Genomic DNA, 20283 nt, shown 5'->3' with positions numbered 1-20283 from the left:
AGTAATATTCCTTTCAGTCAGGGGCTTCAGGCCGCAGCGCGGGCTTTGGCCGTGGCGTCTTCGTCGATGGAAAGTGTGTCTGCATCCGAGATGACCACGCCGTAATCCAGCCGCGCACCTTCGATGGACACGAGGCCATTGCGCACGTCCTCGACCACTTTCAGGGGGTCACGTTCAAACGGGTTGCCGAAGCCACCGCCGCCGGGGTTCAGGTTGGCCGCGATCTCGCCGGGTTTGATGGTTTCGATCACGTTGTCGGTGATGATCTGGGTTTCGCCATCGCGGGTGATCTCAAGACGGCCAACCTTCTTGTGGACCATTTCGGATTTCGCCCCAGCGGCCCCCATGGCCGGAATGCGGCGCCCTTCCCCGAAGGTGACCAGTGTCATGTCGGTGTCCAGAGGCTCGACCGCCCAACGGGTGCCGGATCCCCCGCGGAACTTGCCCGCACCACCGCTGTCTTCCATCAGCCCGTATTCGTGGATGATGATCGGATAGGAGTGCTCGAGCATCTCAATGTCGCCCGAGGTCAGCGCGCCAAAGCAGCACTCCGGCCCGCAAGCGTGCCAACCATCCTGAGAGGCGGTCGCACCTGCCCCCGAAATGATCGAGGCCAGCACCATGGTGACGTATTCTTCGTCATGGCGGCTGTCCCACCCGGCAATGTTACACCCGTTGGCGTGGCCCCAACTGGCCGACACTTTGTCAGGCGCGGCCTGTTCAAAGGCCAGTCGCACCGCGTCGGTCAGTGTCTCCATCGGCGTGGTGGTGCAGTTCATATGCGGGGCGGGCGATTGGGCGTTACACAGCGAACCCTTCTTGCCCATATCGACCGTCACATTGCGGTACAGCCCCTCGTTATAGGGCGGCGGCAATTGGGCGAACATCATCAGGCCCAGATAGACCCCGGAATACGAGTTGCCCTCGTAGGAGTTGATGAAATAGGGCACCTGCGGCGGGCTTTCGATTTCAATATGACAGCTGTCACCCTTGATCGTGACAGTCGCCGTGATGTCGAAATCGCCGAAACCGTGGCCCGCATCTTCCAGAACGGCCTTACCCGAATAGGTTCCGTCTGGCACTTGCGCGATCAGACCGTTCATGTGCGCGTTCGCCATGTCGAGCAGTTCGGCAATGCACTCCTGAACAGTATCTTTGCCGTACTTGTCCATCAGCGCGATCAGGTTGCGCGCGCCCACTTGGCAGGCCCCGATCAGGGCGTTGAAGTCGCCTTCCTGGTCGCGACGCGCACGCATGTTGGTGAGAAGCATGTTCATGATGTCGTTGCGCGGAACACCCTTGTCCCACAGCTTGATCGGCGGAATCCGCAGACCTTCGGCAAAGATCTCTTTCGCTTCAGGGTTATAGCCCGCAGGCACCGGACCGCCGATATCCGTCAGGTGGCCCTTGCAGACCGTCCAGAACACCAGCTCGCCTTCATAAAACACCGGGTAGTACATGCAGGTGTCGATGATGTGGCTGCCGCCATAGGCCGGATCGTTATGAAGGATGAGATCGCCTTCGTGGATATCGCCCTCAAAGAAACCCGCAACCGATTTCATGGCTGGGATCAGCGACCCAAGGTGAATGGGAATGTCCTGACCCTGCAGGATCATTTCGGGCGTATGGTTGAACAACGCCGTCGAATAATCATGTGCCAGGTTGAAGACAGAGCTGCGCGCGGTCTTTTCCAAGGCCAGCGTCATTTCGCGCTGTGTCGTTTCCAATACGCCCCGCACCACTGAAAGTGTGATGGGGTCAACTTGTCTCTTAGCCATTCGTTCTGGTCCTCTGCATGGGTGCAGAAAGGCCGCCTGACGGGTGTGTTTGTTTTCCCCCGATCCGGCGTGCTCCTCCTGCACGTCGATCACATGCAACCAGCCTGTCTCGGCGCGTCGCGGCGGTCTTGACGATCAGCGCAAGAGCGTTTGCAGATTTGCGCAGAACAATTTGTCGCACAGCGCAGAACCGTTTGCCGCTGAGCGCAGAGTGGCCAATTTCCTTTGTTTTATTGATGCTTTGGATTATGCTTTCCGATGGGAGGAACACATATGACCGCCGAGTTCACATTCTCGACGGCCACGACTGAGCCGCAGCACCGCTCCAGCAAATGGAACGCGGTGGTCAATGACTCGTACTTTCCACTCGAGCTTCAGTTTCGTGATCCGATCCATTTCAACGGCCAACTCAGCCGCATGTCCATGGGCCATGTCGCCATGTCCAGGCTGACCTCGGACCCTTTGAGCTACGAGCGGCGGCGCGCGCATATTCGAGACACGCACGAGGGCGAATACCTGATCACCCTGCCTCGGGCGACCTCGGTCGAGTTCCGCCAACTGGGGCGGGAGGTGCGTTGTGATCCGGGTGGCTTCATCCTCGAACGCGGCGATGAACCCTACCGGTTCCTTTATGAAAAGCCCAATGACCTGTTTGTTCTCAAGGTTGGCCGCAAGGCGCTTGAGGAACGTGTGCGACAACCCGACCGATTTTGCGCCCAGGTGTTCAACGCAACCTCGGGTACGGCGGGCTTGTTTGCCTCGATGGTGGACCAGGCCCATTCAAGGCTTTCGGATCTTGGACCAGCGGCAAGCGAAACCGTGGGACGCCAGCTTTTGGAACTGCTCGGGTTGGCTCTTGATGAAACCGTCGACGCCAGCACCAGCAACCTTTCAGCGGTTCGCTCGGCGCACATTGCGCGGGTTGAGAAATTCATTCGGGAGAACCTAAAAAACCCAGAACTGTCGCCTGACTTGATCTCGGAAAGATGCGGTATTTCGAAACGCTACCTGCATGACCTGTTCAAGGACGTGAACGGCACGGTCAGCCAGCAAATCCGCGATCAGCGCCTGATTGCGGCTCGGGATCGTCTGGCCTCGGCATCAGGTCTGCCGATCGCGGAAGTGTCCTATCGTTTTGGTTTCTCGGATCAGGCGCAATTCTCGCGCCTGTTCAAGAACAAGTTCGGCATCACCCCATCCGCCTTCAAATCCGAAATCAGCGGATAAAGCGTCAACCTTCGCCCCGGACAGGGCGAAGGACCGAATTCATCATCGTATCAAAGCCCTTTGGAGCGGTAGCTGTCGGCAATCCTTTCGATCGACACGCAATAGGCTGCCGTTCTCAGGTCCCCGATATCCGGCCGCGCATGCCACAACGCGCGGATGGATTGATAGGCGCTCCGCATCGTGTCATCGAGACCGGAACGCACGAGTTCAAGCTCATCAGCACCGCGCAGGTACCGCGATTTGAAATCCGCCGACAATTCCCAGGTCGTACCAATCGCTTTGGACAATCGTTCCAGCTCGTCCACGACCAGCTGATGCCGGGCTTCTTCCTGGCGCCGCTGCATGCGTCCGAACTTGATATGGCTCAGGTTCTTGACCCATTCAAAATAGCTGACGGTCACACCCCCGGCATTGGCATAGAGGTCCGGAATAATCACCGTGCCTTTCGCTCGCAGAACTTCATTTGCGTGGAATGTGATCGGCCCGTTTGCTGCCTCGATGATCAGTGGCGCCTTGATGCGCGCTGCGTTGTGTTGATTGATCACACCTTCAAGGGCTGCCGGGATGAGAATATCGCAGTCCTCTTCAAGCAGTGCAGGCGCATTCTCAACGTAGACGGCATCGGGAAACCCGGTCACCCCGCCATTTTGCAGGATCCACTGACGCACGGCCTCAACATCCAGCCCGCTCGCGCTGAACAGACCGCCATCATGCTCGAGAATGGCAATGATCTTGGCGCCATCTTCTTCGGACAGGAACTTGGCCGCGTGATAACCCACATTGCCCAGCCCTTGCACAATCACCCGTTTTCCGTCGAGTGATCCTTGCAAACCGGCCCGTGCCACGTCTTCAGGATGTCGGAAGAACTCACGCAGGCCATATTGCACGCCGCGCCCCGTGGCTTCGACCCGGCCTTCGATTCCGCCCGCCGACACCGGTTTGCCTGTCACACAGGCTTGGGCGTTGATGTCGGTCGTGTTCATGCGCGCATACTGGTCGGCAATCCACGCCATTTCACGTTCACCCGTTCCCATGTCGGGGGCGGGCACATTCTGTGACGGATGGATCAGGTCCCGCTTTGCGAGTTCATAGGCAAACCTGCGCGTGATGCGCTCAAGCTCTTCTTCGCTATATTGGCGCGGATCAATGCAAAGGCCGCCTTTTGAGCCACCAAAAGGCGCCTCGACCAACGCACATTTGTAGGTCATCAGCGACGCCAGCGCTTCAACTTCGTCCCGGTTCACAGCCAGCGAATAGCGGATCCCCCCCTTCACCGGCTCCATGTGTTCGGAGTGAACCGACCGGTATCCGGTAAAGGTCTCGATCCCGCCTCGCAGCCGGACACCAAAGCGCACGGTATAGGTGGCGTTGCAGACGCGAATCTTCTGCTCAAGACCCGGCGAAAGGTTCAGGAACTGGACCGCCCTGTCGAACGTGTGATCGACAGAGGCACTGAAGCCGTGTTCAACGAGCGGATCGGGAATCTGTACGTGTTCCATGACACCCTCACAGTTTGTCGGTGAGTTCTGGTACTGCGGCGAAGAGGTCTGCGACGAGTCCGAAGTCTGCGACCTGGAAGATCGGGGCTTCTTCGTCCTTGTTGATCGCGACGATGATCTTGGAATCCTTCATGCCCGCGAGGTGCTGGATGGCGCCGGAGATGCCCACGGCGATGTAGAGCTCGGGGGCGATGACCTTGCCGGTCTGACCCACCTGCCAGTCGTTCGGAGCGTAGCCCGAGTCAACAGCCGCTCGCGACGCGCCAACGGCGGCGCCCAGCTTGTCGGCCAGTTTCTCGATCAGGGCAAAGTTCTCTTCCGAACCAACGCCACGGCCACCCGACACGACAACGCCAGCCGATGTCAGCTCGGGGCGGTCGCTTTCGGCAACCTTGTCTTCAACCCATTCCGAAAGGCCGGGGTTTTCAGCCGCGCCAACGGTTTCGACCGATGCCGAGCCGCCTTCGCCAGCGGCGTCAAAGGTCGAGGTCCGGAAGGTGATGACCTTCTTGGCGTCGCTCGATTTGACGGTCTGCATCGCGTTACCGGCATAGATCGGGCGCACGAAAGTGTTGGCGTCGACCACGTCGGTGGCTTCCGAGATCACCATCATGTCCAGAAGCGCGGCCACACGGGGCATCACGTTCTTGGCGTCGGTGGTGGCGGGGGCAACGATGTGCTCGTAATCGCCAGCCAGCGATATGATCAGTGCTGCGGTCGATTCCGCGAGGCGGTGGCCCAGCGAGGCGTCTTCGGCCACCAGCACCTTGGCCACGCCGTCGATCTTGGCAGCGGCTTCGCCAGCGGCTGCGGCAGAGGCGCCAGCGGCCAGAACGGTCACGTCACCAAGCGCCTTGGCGGCGGTGACAGCCTTGGCGGTGGCGTCCATCGCCAGTTCGCCATTGTTGACTTCTGCGAGAAGAAGAACAGCCATTAGACAGCCCCCGCTTCTTTAAGTTTCTCAACCAGTTCGTCGACCGAACCCACCACGATACCGGCGGCACGCTCGGCGGGCTCTTCGGTTTTCACGATTTCCAGACGCGGGGTGACGTCGACGCGGTAATCGGCGGCGGTTTTCTCATCCAGAGGCTTTTTCTTGGCCTTCATGATATTCGGGAGCGACGCATAGCGCGGCTCGTTCAGGCGCAGGTCGACGGTGATGATAGTCGGGGTCGACACTTTGATGGTCTGCAGACCGCCGTCCACTTCGCGGGTCACAACGGCCTTGTCGCCATCGCTGTCCACTTCGGAGGCAAAGGTCGCCTGGCTCCAGCCCATCAGGGCCGACAGCATTTGACCGGTGGCGTTCATGTCGTTGTCGATCGCCTGCTTGCCACAGAGAATCAGACCGGGGGCCTCTTCCTCGACAATCTTGGCGAGGATCTTGGCAACGGCCAGCGGCTCAACATCGGTGTGCACATCATCAGCAGCCACAACGAGGATGGCGCGGTCGGCGCCCATCGCCAGCGCGGTGCGCAGCGTTTCCTGGGCCTGCTTGACGCCGATCGACACGGCCACGACTTCTTCGGCCTTGCCGGCCTCTTTCAGGCGGATCGCCTCTTCAACGGCAATCTCGTCGAACGGGTTCATCGACATCTTCACGTTGGCGAGATCAACTCCGCTCCCGTCCGCTTTCACACGAACCTTCACGTTGTAGTCAATCACGCGCTTCACAGGTACAAGTACCTTCATGGGCGGTAGACTCCTATTGAAACTAACGGGTGGGCACCGGGGTCTCGCCCCGGTAATCATAGAAACCACGGCCAACCTTTCGGCCCAGCCATCCGGCCTCGACGTATTTGGTCAACAGTGGGCAGGGCCGGTACTTGGTATCGGCCATCCCGCCGTGCAAAACGTTCATGATCGCAAGGCAGGTATCCAGCCCGATGAAATCCCCCAGCGCGAGCGGCCCCATCGGGTGATTGGCGCCAAGCTTCATGGCCGCGTCGATGCTCGCCACGTTGCCGACACCTTCATAAAGCGCATAAACCGCCTCGTTGATCATCGGGATCAAAACACGATTCACGATGAACGCGGGATAGTCCTCGGCGCTTGCGGAAACTTTGCCGATCCGCTCGATAAGTCCCAGCATCGCCCTGTAAGTTTCCTCGGACGTATTGATGCCCCGGATCAACTCCACAAGCTTCATGACCGGAACAGGGTTCATGAAATGCAGCCCGATAAAACGTTCCGGGCGGTCCGTCCCTGCGCCAAGCCGTGTGATCGAGATGGATGACGTGTTGCTGGCAAGAACGGTGTGGGACTGCAGGGAGGGTTGCAGATCGGATAAGATGCGGGCCTTGATATCTTCGCGTTCCGTGGCCGCTTCAATCACAAGATCGCTGGCGCCAAGGTCCCCCAGATCGGTTGTCGTGCCGATCCGAGACATCACGACAGCTTTCTCTGCATCCGTCGCCCGACCACGGGCCACTTGCCGATCTAGGCTCTTGGAAATGCGCGCCACAGCGCCTTCCAGCGCGTCGCCCGAAAGGTCGTTCAAGCGCACCTCGAAACCGGACGCAGCAAACACCTGTGCGATCCCGTTGCCCATCTGCCCGGCACCGATGACCCCTATTGTCTGAAACGTCATGAGGTTTCCCCTGCCAGGGCGGCCAGAGCCAGCAATAGTGCATTGATACGGCGCGCGGCTGAATCCGAACGCGAATTCAGCAGCACCGGCACACTTGCCCCAAGCACCAGTGATCCGGTTTCCGCCTGGCCGTGGTATTTCCAGGATTTCGCGACGGCATTCGCCGCCTCGATTGTTGGAAACAGCAAGAGGTCAGCCATACCTGCGACCCCCGACTGATCCAGTTTCTTGCTGATCGCCGCCGAACGGCTGACAGCGACGTCATAGCCAAACGGCCCGTCCACGATGAAACCTGGCATTTCCCCGTTGCAGCTTTCCTCGCTCAGCGCAGCCGCATCACGCGTCGCTGACAGCGCGTCTGACACCTTCTCGGTCGCGGCCACCGCCGCAACCTTGACCGGATCCACGCCAAGCCCACGAAAAAGCCGAGCCGTGTTCAGGATGATCTGCCTCTTCTGGTCAAGATCGGGCGCCGGAACGATACCGTTATCTGTCGCGGCAAGTAACTTGGGATAAGACGCCATTTCCGCCACGGTCACGTTGGACAAAACCCCGCCGTCGCGCAGTCCGTTTGTGCGGCTCACAATCGCGCGCAGATAGGACGTGCTGTCAACATGGCCTTTCATCAAGATACCGGCTTCTCCCGCGCGCACTACCTCGACGGCCTTGTTGGCACATTCGGCGGGCGTTTCGCCGTCACGCAAATCAACCTGCTCCGCCACGTCCGCAGGCAAATGCCGCGCGATCCAACCCACATCTCCGGTCACGACGACGCGCCCGACAAGGCCAAGTCGCAATGCGTCCGCAACGGCGTTGAGAACCTCCGGATCGTTCCCACCTGCGACGCACAGGCTTTTGGCGCCTCCGGCGTTGGCAAACCGTGCCATCAATTCTGCGAACCCGGCGCCCGACATCAAACCGCCTCAGCCATTGACTGAACCGGCCACGTCATCGCCGCTTCTTCTCCCGCCAAAACCCGCACCGCCCCTTCGGCCAATGCCAGGCATTCGTTGCTGCCCGGATAGACGACGATATCCGCTATACGACCAACCTTTTCCTTCAAGGCGGCAACAATACGGGGGCTGTTCACCAGGCCACCTGTAAGGATAATCCCGTCCAGATCGAAATCGGCAACCGCACCCATGGCACCAATGGCTTTGGCTATCTGCAGGATCATGGCGTCATAGACCAATCGGGCTCGTTCATTGCCATCATCGACCATGGCTTCGACCTTGCGGATATCCTTGGTGCCAAGATGGGCGAACACACCGCCATTGCCATAGAGTTTCTTCAGCAACTGATCCTTGGTGTAGGCACCCGAATAGCAAAGCTCGATCAGCGGAAGAGGCGGCAATCCCCCCGCGCGCTCGGGTGTGAACGGAGAAATCTCCATCCGGTTCGAGCTGTCCACAAGCCGCCCATCCACCAAGGCCGCAATCGAAAATCCCGCGCCCAGATGCGCGACCACCGTCCGCAATTCGTCCAGCGTTTTTCCCTTGGATGCCGCTAGTTTCCGACCGCACGCCCTGATATTCAGCGCATGAACAAAACTGAACCGGGGAAGCTCGGGGCAGCCGGTAATCCGCGCCACGGGGGGCAGTTCATCCACGCTGACCGGGTCGACGACAAAGGCGCGCACACCATGTTGAAACGCAATCCCCTCAGCAAGCGGTGCACCGAGATTGCTGGCATGATGATACGTCGGCTTATGAAGCGCGAACTGCACCAGTTCCGCGTTTACTTCTATCACACCGGGCGGAACGGGGGTAAGCATGCCGCCGCGCCCGGCACAAGCAACGAGCCTGTCGGTTTCACCCATCTCCTCAGCCAGAAACGCCGAAACGCATTCCCTCCGATAAGGCAGCTGTGCCGCGATACTGTGGAACCCCGCCATGACGGTTTCGTCATGTTCAAGGGTCCGCTCACACACTGCGTACAGACCTTCGGCCCGCGTCTCGTAAAGCGCACAGCGCGTGGTCGTGGTGCCGGGATTGATTGCCAAGACAAGTTCTCGCGACATGTCTGATCACCCCGCGAAACTATAGGCGGTCTTAACCACAGTATAGAACTCTGCCGCATAGCGCCCTTGTTCACGCGAACCGTGAGACGATCCTTTTCGACCTCCAAAAGGCACGTGATAATCAACGCCCGCTGTGGGCAGGTTGACCATGACCATACCGGCCTGGCTCTTTTGCTTGAACGTGCGCGCGTGTTTGAGACTGCCGGTGCAGATGCCCGAACTCAAGCCGAACTCGGTATCATTGGCCACGGCAAGAGCCTCATCGAAATCCGCAACCTTGATGATCGACGCGCAGGGGCCAAAGATTTCCTCGCGGCTCGACCGCATCTCGTTTGTTGCATTCACGAACATGGCCGGGGTTTGGAAATACCCCTCCGTCTCTTGGTTCAGTCGTTCACCACCAATAACCTCGGCCCCTTCCGCGCCCGCGATGGCGACATAGTCGAGGTTGGATAGCAACTGTTTCTCGGACACGACGGGTCCAATCTGAACCGACGGATCGAGCGGATTGCCAACGGTGAGGGCCTTCATTTCCGTAGAAAGGCGCTCGACAAACGCGTCATGAATCCCGGCCTGAACAATGATCCGGCTCGAGGCCGTGCAGCGCTGTCCCGTAGAGAAAAACGCACCGTTCAAAACCGCGGGCACCGCGATATCCAGATCCGCATCATCCAGAACTACCATCGGGTTCTTGCCACCCATCTCGAGCTGGACCTTCTTCATGTGCTGCGCCGCCGTAACCGCCAACCCACGCCCAACCGGAACCGAACCGGTAAAGGAAATGGCATCCACTTGCGGATGGGTTGAGATCGCATTGCCCACAACAGACCCCTGCCCCATGACAAGGTTGAACACCCCGTCGGGACACCCTGCATCATGGATGATCTCTGACAGAACATGCGCGCTGGCCGGGGTCAGATCGGCAGGTTTGAACAGCACCGCGTTGCCATAGGCCAGCGCCGGGGCAATCTTCCATGCGGGAATGGCGATCGGGAAGTTCCAGGGCGTGATCAGGCCAACGACACCAACCGGTTCGCGCACAACGTCCACATCAACATCCGGGCGAACCGAAGCAATTGCATCACCGGTCACACGAATGGCTTCCCCCGCGAAAAATCGGAAAATCTGGGCGGCCCGAACCGTTTCCCCAATGGCCTCGGCAAGGGTCTTGCCTTCTTCGAGCGCCAAAAGAGTGCCAATCTCGTCCTTGCGCGCAAACAATTGCTGCGCAACCGCCTCGAGCAGGTCCGAACGCATCTGGGGCGAGGCGTTTGCCCAGCCCGGCAAGGCAGCGCGCGCTGCCGTCGCGGCGGCATCAACCTGTTCTGCGGAGGCGCGGGCATAATGCCCGATCAATTCGGAGATATTCGCAGGATTACGGTTTTCAGACGCGTCGACACCGTCCAGCCACTGGCCGGCAATAAGGTTCTTTTTCATGACAAGCTCTCGGAGTTAGGGCAAATGGGCGGTCAAAACCGGTCCAGAAAGGCCTGGTCCGCGGTAAGAAAAACCGCGGGACAGGCGAGTTTGAAATCAGGCAAAGGCCTGCAACCCTGTCTGTGCGCGCCCGAGGATGAGGGCGTGCACGTCGTGGGTGCCTTCATAGGTGTTCACGGTTTCCAGGTTGACCATGTGACGGATCACGTGGAAATCGAGGCTGATGCCGTTGCCGCCATGCATGTCGCGCGCGTGGCGGGCGATTTCCAGCGCCTTGCCGCAGTTGTTGCGTTTGATGATCGACACCATTTCCGGCGCGGCGTTGGCCTCATCCATCAGCCGCCCCACTCGCAGCGCCGCTTGTAGGCCCAGCGAGATATCGGTCTGCATGTTGGCCAGCTTGAGCTGGAACAGCTGCGTCTGCGCCAGCGGCTTGTTGAACTGCTTGCGATCCAGCCCGTATTGACGCGCCGCGTGCCAACAGAACTCGGCCGCGCCCATCGCGCCCCAGGCGATGCCGTAGCGCGCCCGGTTCAGACAGCCGAACGGTCCTTTGAGCCCTTCGACATTGGGCAAAAGCGCATCGTCGCCCACCGCAACATTGTCCATCACGATTTCACCCGTGATCGATGCCCGCAACGACGCCTTGTTCTCGATCTTGGGCGCGCTCAGACCCTTGGCGCCCTTCTCGAGTACGAAGCCCCGGATCTTGCCGCCATGGGCGTCGGACTTGGCCCAGACCACGAAAACATTCGCAATCGGCGCGTTGGAAATCCACATTTTCGAGCCGTTCAGCACATAGCCGCCGTCGACCTTCTTGGCGGTGGTCTTCATGCTGCCCGGATCCGATCCGGCATCGGGTTCGGTCAGGCCGAAACAGCCGATGTATTCCCCAGAGGCCAGCTTGGGCAGGTATTTCTGACGCTGCTCTTCGCTGCCATAGGCATAGATCGGGTACATCACCAACGAGCTTTGCACCGACATCATCGAGCGATAGCCTGAGTCAATCCGCTCAACTTCGCGCGCGACCAGGCCATAGCTCACATAGCCCGCACCGATGCCGCCATATTCCTCGGAGATCGTGGTGCCCAACAGGCCCATATCGCCCATTTCGCGGAAAATCTCGGGGTCGGTCTGCTCGTTCTCAAAAGCCGCCGTAACGCGCGGCATCAGCTTTTCATCGCAATAGGCCTTCGCCGCATCACGGATCATCCGCTCGTCTTCAAGCAACTGACTTTCCAACAGGAAGGGATCTTCCCAGTTGAAGGCACTCAGGTCGGGTTTCGATTGGGGGGCGAGGTCCTTTGCCATCTCTCCGGTCTCCTTATTCCGCGGCTTGCGCGGTTGCATTGATTGCTGCCTCGATCGAGGCTTCGAGAATATCCAGCGCCTCGTCGACATGCGCCATCGGCGTTGTTAGCGGCGGCAGCAGGCGCACAGCGTTGGCACGCGTTCCGCAAGGCAGGATGATCAACCCGCGCGCTTCGGCTTCAGCCACGATGGCCTGAGTCAGCGCCGAGTCCGGCGCATTGGTCTGACGATCTGTGACCAGTTCAAAGGCAATCATCGCCCCAATCCCGCGTACATCTCCAATCGCCTCCATGCCCTGACGCGCGGCAATGTCAGTCAACCGGCTCTTGATCATGTCGCCAATCTCGGTCGCACGTGCGCAGAGGTTTTCTTCCTCAATCACGTCGAAAACGGCATTTGCTGCGGCAACCGCCAACGGGTTCCCTGCATAGGTGCCGCCGATGCCGCCAACCGGCGCTGCGTCGACGATTTCGGCCCGTCCAGTCACGGCGGATAGCGGGAAGCCACCCGCAAGACCCTTGGCCATTGTCACCAGGTCAGCAGCAACGCCTGCATGTTCAAAGGCAAACATTTTGCCAGTGCGGGCAATACCGGCCTGCACCTCGTCGGCGATCAGAACGATACCGTAATCGTCACAGATCTTGCGAAGGGCACGCAGGAATTCAGGCTGAGCGATGTTGAAACCGCCTTCGCCCTGCACGGGCTCGATGATCATTGCCGCAACGCGCTCAGGGTCGATCGAGCTTTTGAACATGTTGTCCAGAACGGACAGCGACTGCTTGACAGTGACACCGTGGAATTCATTCGGGAAGGGCGCGTGCAGCACTTCCGGCGGCATAGCACCAAAAGCTTTCTTGTAGGGCGTGACTTTGCCACAAAGCGCCATACCCATCAGCGTCCGACCATGGAATGCACCGGAAAACGCGATGACACCGGACCGGCCGGTATAGGCGCGTGCCATCTTGACCGCGTTTTCGACAGCCTCTGCACCAGTCGTGACCAGCATGCTTTTTTTGTCGAAATCGCCGGGGGTAGAAGCATTCAGGCGCTCGGCCAGTGCGACATAGCCTTCATAGGGCGCCACATGAAAACAGGTATGCGTAAATGCCTTCGACTGTGCCGCAACGGCTTCCATCAACTTGGGGTGACGGTGGCCGGTGTTGTTCACGGCAATCCCGGCTGCGAAATCAATGAACCGTTTTCCGTCAACATCCCAGAGTTCAGCGTTTTCGGCGCGCTCGGCATAGATGCCGCGGGTGGCGACGCCGTTGGCGACGGCAGAGGCCCGGCGGGCCTTGAGATTCTCAGTGGCAGTCACAACGATTCTCCTTCGGATGCTCAAAATTTCATACACCATTGCTCATTATTTAGAGCATTGCTAGTAAAAAATTGCGCAGCATACGACGGAACTGCTACAATGATGCGAACCGATAAAGGAGTGGACGGTATGGCCGAGGATTTTGACGTTGGTGAAAGACTAAAAACATTGAGGACACAATTTGGGTTATCTCAGAGGCAGTTAGCCGATTCCGCCAATGTTCCGCATGGCCAGATTTCCATGATCGAAACCAACCGAAGCAGTCCCTCCGTGGCATCATTGCGCAAAATATTGGGCGGCCTGAACATTACGATGTCAGAGTTTTTTGAGCCTGAAGTAGCGACCAAAAATCGCCCCTTCTTCGCCCCTTCTGAGCTAAGGGACCTTACATCGCTTCTCTATCAGAATGACGATTTGGCTCGGAAAATGATATCCATCAAACAAGTGGGAGACGCAAAGGCTCACGGTCTGCAGCTGCTGCACGAACGATATGAAGCCGGCGCTGACACCGGCGACGCAATGATCGAGCACGAAGCCAACGAGGGTGGTATCGTCGTTTCCGGCGAAATCGAGGTCACCGTCGGCGATGAGGTGCGCGTCCTGAAAACCGGCGACGCCTACCTGTTCAACAGTCGCGAGCCGCACCGGTTCCGCAATATCTCCGATCGCCCAGCTGAAGTCATTTCAGCCTGCACGCCTCCCTATCTTTAGAGCTATTGGGCAGTTCAAAGCTCACCAAGGAACAACCGCAAACAGCATTGATCCCACGGCGGCGTTGGGAGCTGCCAACAAGCGCTCCAACGTTACAATTGGATTTGTCTGACTATCAGAGATTGATTGAAACTCGGCCTCGTCCGCACTCTGGCCATTCCTGCAAGTTGCAGCTAATGGCGGCAACCTAGACATACATTTAAATGCCGCCATCAGCCCGGCAGATAGAACTCGGTAATCCCCCGCTTCCCCTCGACCCGCCCCAGCTGAACGATCACATCGATGGACTTCCGGATGTACTCCCGCACTTCGGCAAAAGTCAGCGGTGTGCCAGCCTGCAGTACCATGATCGCCAGCCGGTCGATGGCGAGTTCTGCGGTTTCCGCGTGGATGGTGGAGACCGACCCGCCATGGCCGGTATTGATCGCCTCGAGATAGGTCAGGGCCTCGGCGCCGCGCAGCTCGCCGACGATGATCCGGTCGGGACGCATGCGGAGGGAGGCCTGAAGGAGGGCGTTGGCGCTGCGTTGCGAGCCGGCACTGCGGTCGGCCAGGAGGGCGACGGTGTTCGGCTGACCGGGGAACAGCTCAAAAGCGTCTTCGATGGTGATCAGCCGTTCGTGCTCACTGACATGCGTCAGGAGGTGGCGAGCGAAGGTGGTCTTGCCGGTTGAGGTGCCGCCGCTGATCAGGACGTTGAGCCGCGCCTCGACCAGGGTTTGCAGCGCGGCCTCAAGGTTCTCTTCGGCGAGGGAGGCGATGTTTTTCATCTTCTCGGCGCGGAGCGCATCGAGCGAGACGGCCTTGCCGAAGAGATAGGTGGGTGTGTAGTCCCGGACGCTGCCCGAGGCGAAGAGGCGGATGGTGATCGAAGCACCGCGATCGATGGCGGGCGGAACGGCGACCTGGACCCGGAGGGGACGACCGGCATATTCCACCTTGCCGGAGACGAGGGGGTTCTTTTCAGAGACGCGGGCCTTGGCGTCGCCGACGATGGTCTGGGCCATGTTGAGGGCAGTGGTACGGTCCACGGTCTGGCCTTCGTGGCGCATGGTGGCGTCGCCCGCGGCCTCGAGCCAGACCATGCCGTCCGGGTTGATCGCGATTTCGACCACGTCATCGCGTCTCAGAAGGTCGCGGAACGGGTCGAGATAACGCTCGAGGTAGGAGGCTGGGCTTTCTGTCCGGGTCAATAGATCACCACATCCCGGTCGACGAGCACGGTGACCGAGGCCCCCTGATCGACATAGATCGTGGGCGCGATCGACACCTGGTCAGCGATGACCGAGCCGACCGCATCCTGAAAATCGCTGCCGACATCGCCCAGGACGATGCTGGTCGTTTCATTGTTGGCACTCTCCGCCGCCACGGCCGGTGCCGCCCCGATCACGGAGATCAGCGCCGCCCCGCCGAAGCGCTCCGCGAACTTGGTATCGACGAGACCGGTGAGGCCCGAGCGACCGAGCTGGTCCCCGCCCACGGCGGCGATTTCCATCGAGGTGCCGTCCGGCGTCAGGACACGGGTCCAAAGGATGAGGATACGCTTCTGATGCATCTCGATGCCGGAGCGGTATTGGCCAAAAAGGCGGGAGCCTCGGGGGATCAGGATACGGTCCCCGGAAAAGGCCGGAACCGGCTCAGAGACGACCGCGACGACTGACCCCGGCAAGTCGCTGTTGATGGCGGTCTGGAGCGCGGCCTGGATGACGGACCCTTGGGTCAGGGTGCGCTCGGGATGGGTGAGGCGGGCGGCCTCCTGCACCTCGAGCGGCCGCGCGCTTTGCAGGAACGCCTCATTGCCCGAGAGAGCCGGTCCATTTGCGCCGGCGACAGCAGAATCAGCCATCGCCGCACCACTCGCACCACCCCGCGGACCGTCGGCATAGACCACTGCGGGGGATTTGATCTGCGCGGTCAGAAGCTCCTCGGCAACCCGCTCGGCCTCGCGCTGGCGCTGTTCTTCTTCCTGACGCCGGCGCTCTTCAAGAAGACGCTGGTCGGCGATCAACCCTTCGCGATCGAGCTCGGCCTCGAGCCCCTCACGCTGCGCTCTCTCGGCATCGAGCATGGCTTGCAACCCGGCGATACGGGTGTCGGTCTGGCGCTGCAGGTTGGCCAGCTCGGTTTCTTTCGTAGCAAGATTGGCTTCAAGCACCGTCTTCTGCTCGTCGAAGGCTTTCCGAAGGTCCGCGACGGCGGATTGGATTTCCGAGTTGCGGGCGGCCTGGCTGGCGGCCAGGGCCTCGCGCAGCTTGGCGATCTCGGACAGCACTTCGGCGCTCGGCTCGGGGGCAGGGGCTGCGGGAACATCGAGCGCTTCCTCGACGGCGATCAGCGCGTCATTGACCCATTGCTCGGCCTCGTCGGGTGGAAACTCAAGCCGCCCGCCGGTGCCGGGGCGACGGTCCTGGAAGGTTTCGACGTCAGAGGTCTCAAGAGCGCTATCGCCCTCTTGCAGTCCGGTTGCCAGGAAATACGCCACCCCGGCCCCGCCAAGGGCGAGAGCGGCGGCGAGCGCGCCGACCCCCAGGCCGTTGCCGCGGCGCTTGGACTTGCCGCGCTGGCTGAATTGATCGAGGCGGTCCTGCAGATCGGGAGGGGTTTGATCGGCCATAGTCAGTTGCTCACGTAGATGGCGCTCTCGTCGCGCCAGGCGCAGATCGCCTCGTCCCCGATACGCAGCGTCCAGTAGGTGTTCACGCCGAGCACCCGGACGGTGTTGCCTTGTTGGGTCCAGTTAACGGTGCGCTCGCGGCCCTGGTTATCGGCCTTGAAGAGGGCGGGCTGACGGGTGTTTTCCGGGAAGACAAAATATGTGTAGCGCCCGTCGTCATAGATATGGCTGGGGCGGAAGTCGCCCTCGCCGGAGACGCGGTAGTTGTAGTTGCGCGGGGCCTCAAAGCCCTTCGGTTGGGAGGCCGCCGTCGCACGGCGTTCCTCGTCGGGGTAGCGGAAGCGCACCTCGAAAAACATGCCAGTGCGGTTCGGGATCGAGCCCTCGCGCAGGTGGAAGGAATAGGTGCGGCGGTTGGTGATCACCGTCATGTTGGTCGAGGCATTCGCCACATGTGGTTTGATCGTCAGCACATTGCCAAGCTCCGGGATCGGGTCGACCTGGAAGCTCTCGGTGTCGCCGACGATCACGGCCTCAAACCGCTCCCCCGCCCCGAAATGGATCGTCGTCGAATGCCGAAGATCGGTCTCGATCCGGTAGACCTGGTTTTCATTATAGATGGCGGTGCGGATGCGGATATCGAGCGGGCCGCCTTGTGGCGTGGCTTCAGCATAGGCGGCAACAGGAAGGGTAAGCGCCAGGAGGAGCGCGGGCAGGAATTTCATTTTGGTCAGTTCTCCAGGGTCTCGGCGTCGACGCGGTAGGAGGTCACCACGAAGCCAAGGGGGTTGGCCCAGACGTCCTGAAGGCGCTGGCGGGTTTCGGGTTGGAAGTCGTAGCCGACAGTGGCGACATAAGACCGGGTCACGGTGCGGGTGTCGCGGGGGCGACGCAGCGTGCGGGTGAAGCGGACCTGGGCCACGCCGCGCTCGATCTGGTTCACCGATTTGATCACCACCTCGATTTTGGCGTCGCGGCCATAGACGGTAATCGGGTAATCCTCGTTGGTGGAGGACCAGAGATCGCGTAGCGTGCGGGCGGCGTCGCCATCCGAGCGGTCGAGCACCGAGTTGATGCGTTGCTCGCCGTCGGTCAGGTCATAGGTCTCGCGGTCATCGACGTAAGCGACGAGATTGGCCTGGATAATGGCGTCGCTCTCGGAAAGCGTCAGCGCCTGGACTGCCGCAACCCGGTCCATCTCGCCGGTCTCCTTGTCGACCACGACCACGAAGGTTTCGGTCGTCTTGAGCGGAAAGAGGCTCGCGCCCGCGACCATGCCGGCGACGCCGACCAGCACGCCGGCGGCTGCCGCGAACCAGGCGAAGCGCTCGCGCCGCCTGGGCCCGTAGATGAAATCTGCCTCGAAAGCATCGCGGTCGGGCGCGGGGGAACTGGTCACAAACTTCTTCAAGTCGGTCGTCTTTCACATCAGGGTTTGCGGAAGGCCTTGGCGGCGGAAAGAAGCGCGCCGGGGCTTTGCCGGATCATCTCGCCTGTCTTCACCACGCCCGCATTGGCCATCTGGTTCAGCTCGTGTGGAGACTTGCCGGTAACGAGGCGCGAGGCGGCACCCGTGCCATACTCCCGCGTGTTCACAAAACCCTGACGCGCGAGGCCGGTCAGGCCCACGGCATTCGAGGCAATGCCGACAACGCCGGTGAGGTTGGAGGCGATATAGGGGACCGAGGCCATGATCCCGGCGCTGAGGATGAGGATCACGAGGAAGGGCAGGATGAGGCTGACGGTCTCGACATCGCCCGGATCGGCGGAGGCGTCCCCGATCGCTTCGGCGATGGCGACGATGATGCCCGCGGCCCCTGCGGCGGCGACCGGCATGAGCGCGTAACCTATAGTGGCGCGGGTCCAGGCCTCGAAGAGGGACTGGGTCGGCTTGAAAAGCGAGGTCACGATCATGAAGGGGGCGATCACGATCATCAGTGCAAAGACAATGCGGGCAAAGGCGATGATCCCGGCGGTGACGGCGGCGAAGACGGCGGAGAGGACGAAGAATATCGCGCCCAGGACCGCGCCGAAGACCCAGCCCGCGCGATCGCCGATCGTATCGCCATAGGCAGTGATGCGCGCGACCATATTGTCGAGGCTCTCATAGACCCCGGCCTCGTCGCCCGACCCGGTGAGCGCCAGGATCGAGGCGCCGACAGAGTCGGGCACCCGCGTGACGATGTCATAGATGACGCTGAAATTGTCCCAGCTCTGCGCGAATATCCCCACCAATGCCACCTTCATGCCGAAGGCAAAGCCGGTACCGAAGGGCAGGGGGCGGAGCTGCATCACCGCGTTGATCCCGAGCAGCACGACGAGGAGCGCGGCGCCGGCCGAGATCACGTCGCCGACAGCACCTGCCGAAGAGACAAAACCGTCCTGCGCCACGGTATCCACCGCCGCGTCGACCTGGCTCAGGATGTCGCGAATAACCCCCATCTACTCCGCACAGGCCTCCACGACTTGCGCCTCGAGCGCGTCGGCCTGCGCGTAGAGATAGAGCACCTTGAAGGGCAGACGCGGGTTGTCCGAGGTCTGGAACCGGGGCAGGGCGGTGAGCGCCTGATCCCAGGTGAACTGATCCAGCAGGCAGGTGCAGGTTTCCGAGGCGAGCGCTTCCTCGGCGATCAGGATGCGCAGGATCGCGCGGTAGCCATTGCGCAGGTAGGCGGTCTCGGCCAGATTGGCGGGGGGTTTGGGGACACGGCATGTGTGGGCCTCATCCCGCGCGATGGCCATCGAGCTGAAGGGTGTATCGCCGGAAGGGTTTGTGCTCGGGGTTTGGGCCAACGCAACACTGGGCAGGGCGGCCACGACAAGTGCTGCGAGACCAAGCGCCCCAACTGGAGCCAAGCTGTGGATCATGGACATTCTCATGGATCCACCGCCATCGAACGGAACTTGCGCTCATCCGCGAGGGTCGCGGCATCGACGACGCCGAGCTGGCCGGCGCTGACGCCTTGCGCCGCTTCCAGCCGCCAGATCTGGGTCAGGATGATGCCGAGCTCGGCGGTGACACGAGTGTTGAGATCGACGGCAGCCTTCAGGCCGTCCTGATCGTCGATGAGCCCGACCATGGTCTCGAGCCGTTCGAGGCTTTGACCGGCCTCCTCATGGCTTTCCTGCGCTGCGACGGACAGCATGGCACTGGCACCGGCCGAGGTGGCGATGCGGTTGTCGGCGGGCTGATCCGATCCCGAGAGCGTGCTCAGGCGTTCCGAGGTGAAGCCGCTGCCTGAAAGCACGCGCTCGACAGAGGCCGAGAGTTCCGCACCGGGATTGAAGCCGCTCAGGAAATCACCGCTGGCCAGCGACTGCGCGGTGTTGAGCGGGGCCACCAGCTTGCCACGCAGCGCGCGGAATTCTTCGACGGTGGCGAAGAGTTCACCAAGTCCGCTGCCCTCAATGAGCGAGGTCAGTTGCGCCTCCAGGTTCGTCAGTTGCGATAATTGGGTTTCAAGCTCCAGCCGCATGGTGGCGAGCTGCTGCATCTGGACGTTCAGGTCCTCGGCCATGTGCTCGAGCTGTGCCACGAGCTGACCAAGCTGTGATCCATCAAAGGTAGGCACGCCTTGGGCCGCTGCGGGCGAGGAGAGCCAGAGTGTGGTGACTGCGGCCACGGTCAGAAGAAGATGTCTCATTCGGGAACTCCCATCTGCATGAAGTCGCGCTCGGCCAGCCGGTCGGCGACGAGGTGCTGCGCGTAAGCCGCCTCGCGCTGCTGGTTGGCGGCCATCAGCCGGACGCGGAGATTGAGGATGCGACCGATCTCGGC

At 60.8% G+C, this 20283-nt stretch carries 19 protein-coding genes and 1 pseudogene; 2 read left to right on the top strand and 18 right to left on the bottom strand.

The window, feature by feature from the left end:
• Positions 1-26 precede the first annotated feature (26 nt).
• Complete coding sequence (locus AB9K34_RS03975) at positions 27-1778, bottom strand: hydantoinase B/oxoprolinase family protein (RefSeq protein ID WP_369953138.1); 1752 nt, start codon at positions 1776-1778, stop codon at positions 27-29.
• A 273-nt stretch (positions 1779-2051) separates the two neighbouring features.
• On the opposite strand from AB9K34_RS03975, the gene AB9K34_RS03970 reads away from it, so the two are divergent.
• Positions 2052-3005 (top strand): helix-turn-helix domain-containing protein, encoded by a 954-nt coding sequence (locus tag AB9K34_RS03970; protein ID WP_369953137.1) that lies wholly within the window; start codon positions 2052-2054, stop codon positions 3003-3005.
• Between the two features lie 50 nt (positions 3006-3055).
• Here AB9K34_RS03970 and AB9K34_RS03965 read toward each other — a convergent pair whose 3' ends face one another.
• The 9 genes from AB9K34_RS03965 to gabT all read right to left on the bottom strand — a co-directional run bounded on the left by AB9K34_RS03965 (position 3056) and on the right by gabT (position 13219).
• Positions 3056-4504 carry a Glu/Leu/Phe/Val dehydrogenase gene (locus AB9K34_RS03965; protein WP_369953136.1) on the bottom strand — a complete coding sequence of 483 codons (1449 nt, stop codon included), beginning with the start codon at positions 4502-4504 and terminating at the stop codon, positions 3056-3058.
• Positions 4505-4511: 7 nt separating this feature from the next.
• Entirely contained in the window at positions 4512-5438 is a 927-nt protein-coding gene (locus AB9K34_RS03960) for an electron transfer flavoprotein subunit alpha/FixB family protein (protein WP_369953135.1), read from the bottom strand.
• Positions 5438-6196 carry an electron transfer flavoprotein subunit beta/FixA family protein gene (locus AB9K34_RS03955; protein ID WP_369953134.1) on the bottom strand — a complete coding sequence of 253 codons (759 nt, stop codon included), beginning with the start codon at positions 6194-6196 and terminating at the stop codon, positions 5438-5440. The genes AB9K34_RS03960 and AB9K34_RS03955 overlap by 1 nt, the downstream gene beginning before the upstream one ends.
• A gap of 22 nt (positions 6197-6218) precedes the next feature.
• Positions 6219-7094, bottom strand: coding sequence for a 3-hydroxybutyryl-CoA dehydrogenase (locus AB9K34_RS03950; protein WP_369953133.1), 876 nt, complete (start codon positions 7092-7094; stop codon positions 6219-6221).
• The gene (locus tag AB9K34_RS03945; protein ID WP_369953132.1) at positions 7091-7981 is read right to left on the bottom strand and encodes a phosphate acyltransferase; all 891 of its coding nucleotides are present in this window, start codon (positions 7979-7981) and stop codon (positions 7091-7093) included. The genes AB9K34_RS03950 and AB9K34_RS03945 overlap by 4 nt, the downstream gene beginning before the upstream one ends.
• 26 nt (positions 7982-8007) lie before the next feature.
• Positions 8008-9114: a butyrate kinase gene (buk, locus tag AB9K34_RS03940; protein WP_369953131.1), complete on the bottom strand. Its 1107-nt coding sequence runs from the start codon at positions 9112-9114 to the stop codon at positions 8008-8010.
• Between the two features lie 6 nt (positions 9115-9120).
• Complete coding sequence (locus tag AB9K34_RS03935; protein WP_369953130.1) at positions 9121-10551, bottom strand: aldehyde dehydrogenase family protein; 1431 nt, start codon at positions 10549-10551, stop codon at positions 9121-9123.
• Between the two features lie 96 nt (positions 10552-10647).
• A complete protein-coding gene (locus AB9K34_RS03930) occupies positions 10648-11862 on the bottom strand; it encodes an acyl-CoA dehydrogenase (RefSeq protein ID WP_369953129.1) in 1215 nt (404 codons plus the stop codon).
• A gap of 13 nt (positions 11863-11875) precedes the next feature.
• Positions 11876-13219, bottom strand: coding sequence for a 4-aminobutyrate--2-oxoglutarate transaminase (gene gabT / locus AB9K34_RS03925; RefSeq protein WP_369953128.1), 1344 nt, complete (start codon positions 13217-13219; stop codon positions 11876-11878).
• A gap of 90 nt (positions 13220-13309) precedes the next feature.
• On the opposite strand from gabT, the gene AB9K34_RS03920 reads away from it, so the two are divergent.
• Positions 13310-13891, top strand: coding sequence for a cupin domain-containing protein (locus AB9K34_RS03920; RefSeq protein WP_369953127.1), 582 nt, complete (start codon positions 13310-13312; stop codon positions 13889-13891).
• A 212-nt stretch (positions 13892-14103) separates the two neighbouring features.
• Here the strand turns inward: AB9K34_RS03920 and virB11 are convergent, their stop codons facing one another.
• The 8 genes and pseudogenes from virB11 to AB9K34_RS03880 form a co-directional block, all read right to left on the bottom strand.
• Entirely contained in the window at positions 14104-15084 is a 981-nt protein-coding gene (virB11, locus tag AB9K34_RS03915) for a P-type DNA transfer ATPase VirB11 (RefSeq protein ID WP_369953126.1), read from the bottom strand.
• Entirely contained in the window at positions 15081-16505 is a 1425-nt protein-coding gene (locus tag AB9K34_RS03910) for a TrbI/VirB10 family protein (RefSeq protein WP_369953125.1), read from the bottom strand. The genes virB11 and AB9K34_RS03910 overlap by 4 nt, the downstream gene beginning before the upstream one ends.
• 2 nt (positions 16506-16507) lie before the next feature.
• Positions 16508-17230 (bottom strand): TrbG/VirB9 family P-type conjugative transfer protein, encoded by a 723-nt coding sequence (locus tag AB9K34_RS03905; RefSeq protein ID WP_369953124.1) that lies wholly within the window; start codon positions 17228-17230, stop codon positions 16508-16510.
• A 5-nt stretch (positions 17231-17235) separates the two neighbouring features.
• Positions 17236-17916: a virB8 family protein gene (locus AB9K34_RS03900; protein WP_369953123.1), complete on the bottom strand. Its 681-nt coding sequence runs from the start codon at positions 17914-17916 to the stop codon at positions 17236-17238.
• A 17-nt stretch (positions 17917-17933) separates the two neighbouring features.
• Positions 17934-18947, bottom strand: coding sequence for a type IV secretion system protein (locus AB9K34_RS03895; RefSeq protein ID WP_369953122.1), 1014 nt, complete (start codon positions 18945-18947; stop codon positions 17934-17936).
• Complete coding sequence (locus AB9K34_RS03890) at positions 18948-19373, bottom strand: hypothetical protein (protein WP_369953121.1); 426 nt, start codon at positions 19371-19373, stop codon at positions 18948-18950.
• Positions 19374-19381: 8 nt separating this feature from the next.
• Positions 19382-20149, bottom strand: a complete 768-nt coding sequence (locus AB9K34_RS03885; RefSeq protein ID WP_369953120.1) for a type IV secretion system protein — start codon at positions 20147-20149, stop codon at positions 19382-19384.
• Positions 20146-20283, bottom strand: a pseudogene (locus AB9K34_RS03880) (lytic transglycosylase domain-containing protein); the annotation flags it as partial. The pseudogene AB9K34_RS03880 and the gene AB9K34_RS03885, both read right to left, overlap by 4 nt.

The sequence above is a fragment of the Sedimentitalea sp. XS_ASV28 genome (assembly GCF_041224545.1).
In the GTDB taxonomy this organism is placed as follows: Bacteria; Pseudomonadota; Alphaproteobacteria; order Rhodobacterales; family Rhodobacteraceae; genus Sedimentitalea.
This window is presented reverse-complemented; position numbering and strand designations above follow the sequence as displayed.

Excerpts from the sequence above, each read along its gene's own strand:
- buk (WP_369953131.1), bottom strand. The coding sequence starts at position 9,114 with ATGTCGCGAGAACTTGTCTTGGCAATCAATCCCGGCACCACGACCACG.
- AB9K34_RS03920 (WP_369953127.1), top strand. The coding sequence starts at position 13,310 with ATGGCCGAGGATTTTGACGTTGGTGAAAGACTAAAAACATTGAGGACA.
- AB9K34_RS03945 (WP_369953132.1), bottom strand. The coding sequence starts at position 7,981 with ATGGCACGGTTTGCCAACGCCGGAGGCGCCAAAAGCCTGTGCGTCGCA.
- AB9K34_RS03890 (WP_369953121.1), bottom strand. The coding sequence starts at position 19,373 with ATGATCCACAGCTTGGCTCCAGTTGGGGCGCTTGGTCTCGCAGCACTT.
- AB9K34_RS03885 (WP_369953120.1), bottom strand. The coding sequence starts at position 20,149 with ATGAGACATCTTCTTCTGACCGTGGCCGCAGTCACCACACTCTGGCTC.
- AB9K34_RS03905 (WP_369953124.1), bottom strand. The coding sequence starts at position 17,230 with ATGAAATTCCTGCCCGCGCTCCTCCTGGCGCTTACCCTTCCTGTTGCC.
- AB9K34_RS03960 (WP_369953135.1), bottom strand. The coding sequence starts at position 5,438 with ATGGCTGTTCTTCTTCTCGCAGAAGTCAACAATGGCGAACTGGCGATG.
- AB9K34_RS03935 (WP_369953130.1), bottom strand. The coding sequence starts at position 10,551 with ATGAAAAAGAACCTTATTGCCGGCCAGTGGCTGGACGGTGTCGACGCG.
- AB9K34_RS03895 (WP_369953122.1), bottom strand. The coding sequence starts at position 18,947 with ATGGGGGTTATTCGCGACATCCTGAGCCAGGTCGACGCGGCGGTGGAT.
- gabT (WP_369953128.1), bottom strand. The coding sequence starts at position 13,219 with ATGGTGTATGAAATTTTGAGCATCCGAAGGAGAATCGTTGTGACTGCC.
- AB9K34_RS03930 (WP_369953129.1), bottom strand. The coding sequence starts at position 11,862 with ATGGCAAAGGACCTCGCCCCCCAATCGAAACCCGACCTGAGTGCCTTC.
- AB9K34_RS03965 (WP_369953136.1), bottom strand. The coding sequence starts at position 4,504 with ATGGAACACGTACAGATTCCCGATCCGCTCGTTGAACACGGCTTCAGT.
- AB9K34_RS03955 (WP_369953134.1), bottom strand. The coding sequence starts at position 6,196 with ATGAAGGTACTTGTACCTGTGAAGCGCGTGATTGACTACAACGTGAAG.
- AB9K34_RS03910 (WP_369953125.1), bottom strand. The coding sequence starts at position 16,505 with ATGGCCGATCAAACCCCTCCCGATCTGCAGGACCGCCTCGATCAATTC.
- AB9K34_RS03975 (WP_369953138.1), bottom strand. The coding sequence starts at position 1,778 with ATGGCTAAGAGACAAGTTGACCCCATCACACTTTCAGTGGTGCGGGGC.
- AB9K34_RS03970 (WP_369953137.1), top strand. The coding sequence starts at position 2,052 with ATGACCGCCGAGTTCACATTCTCGACGGCCACGACTGAGCCGCAGCAC.
- AB9K34_RS03950 (WP_369953133.1), bottom strand. The coding sequence starts at position 7,094 with ATGACGTTTCAGACAATAGGGGTCATCGGTGCCGGGCAGATGGGCAAC.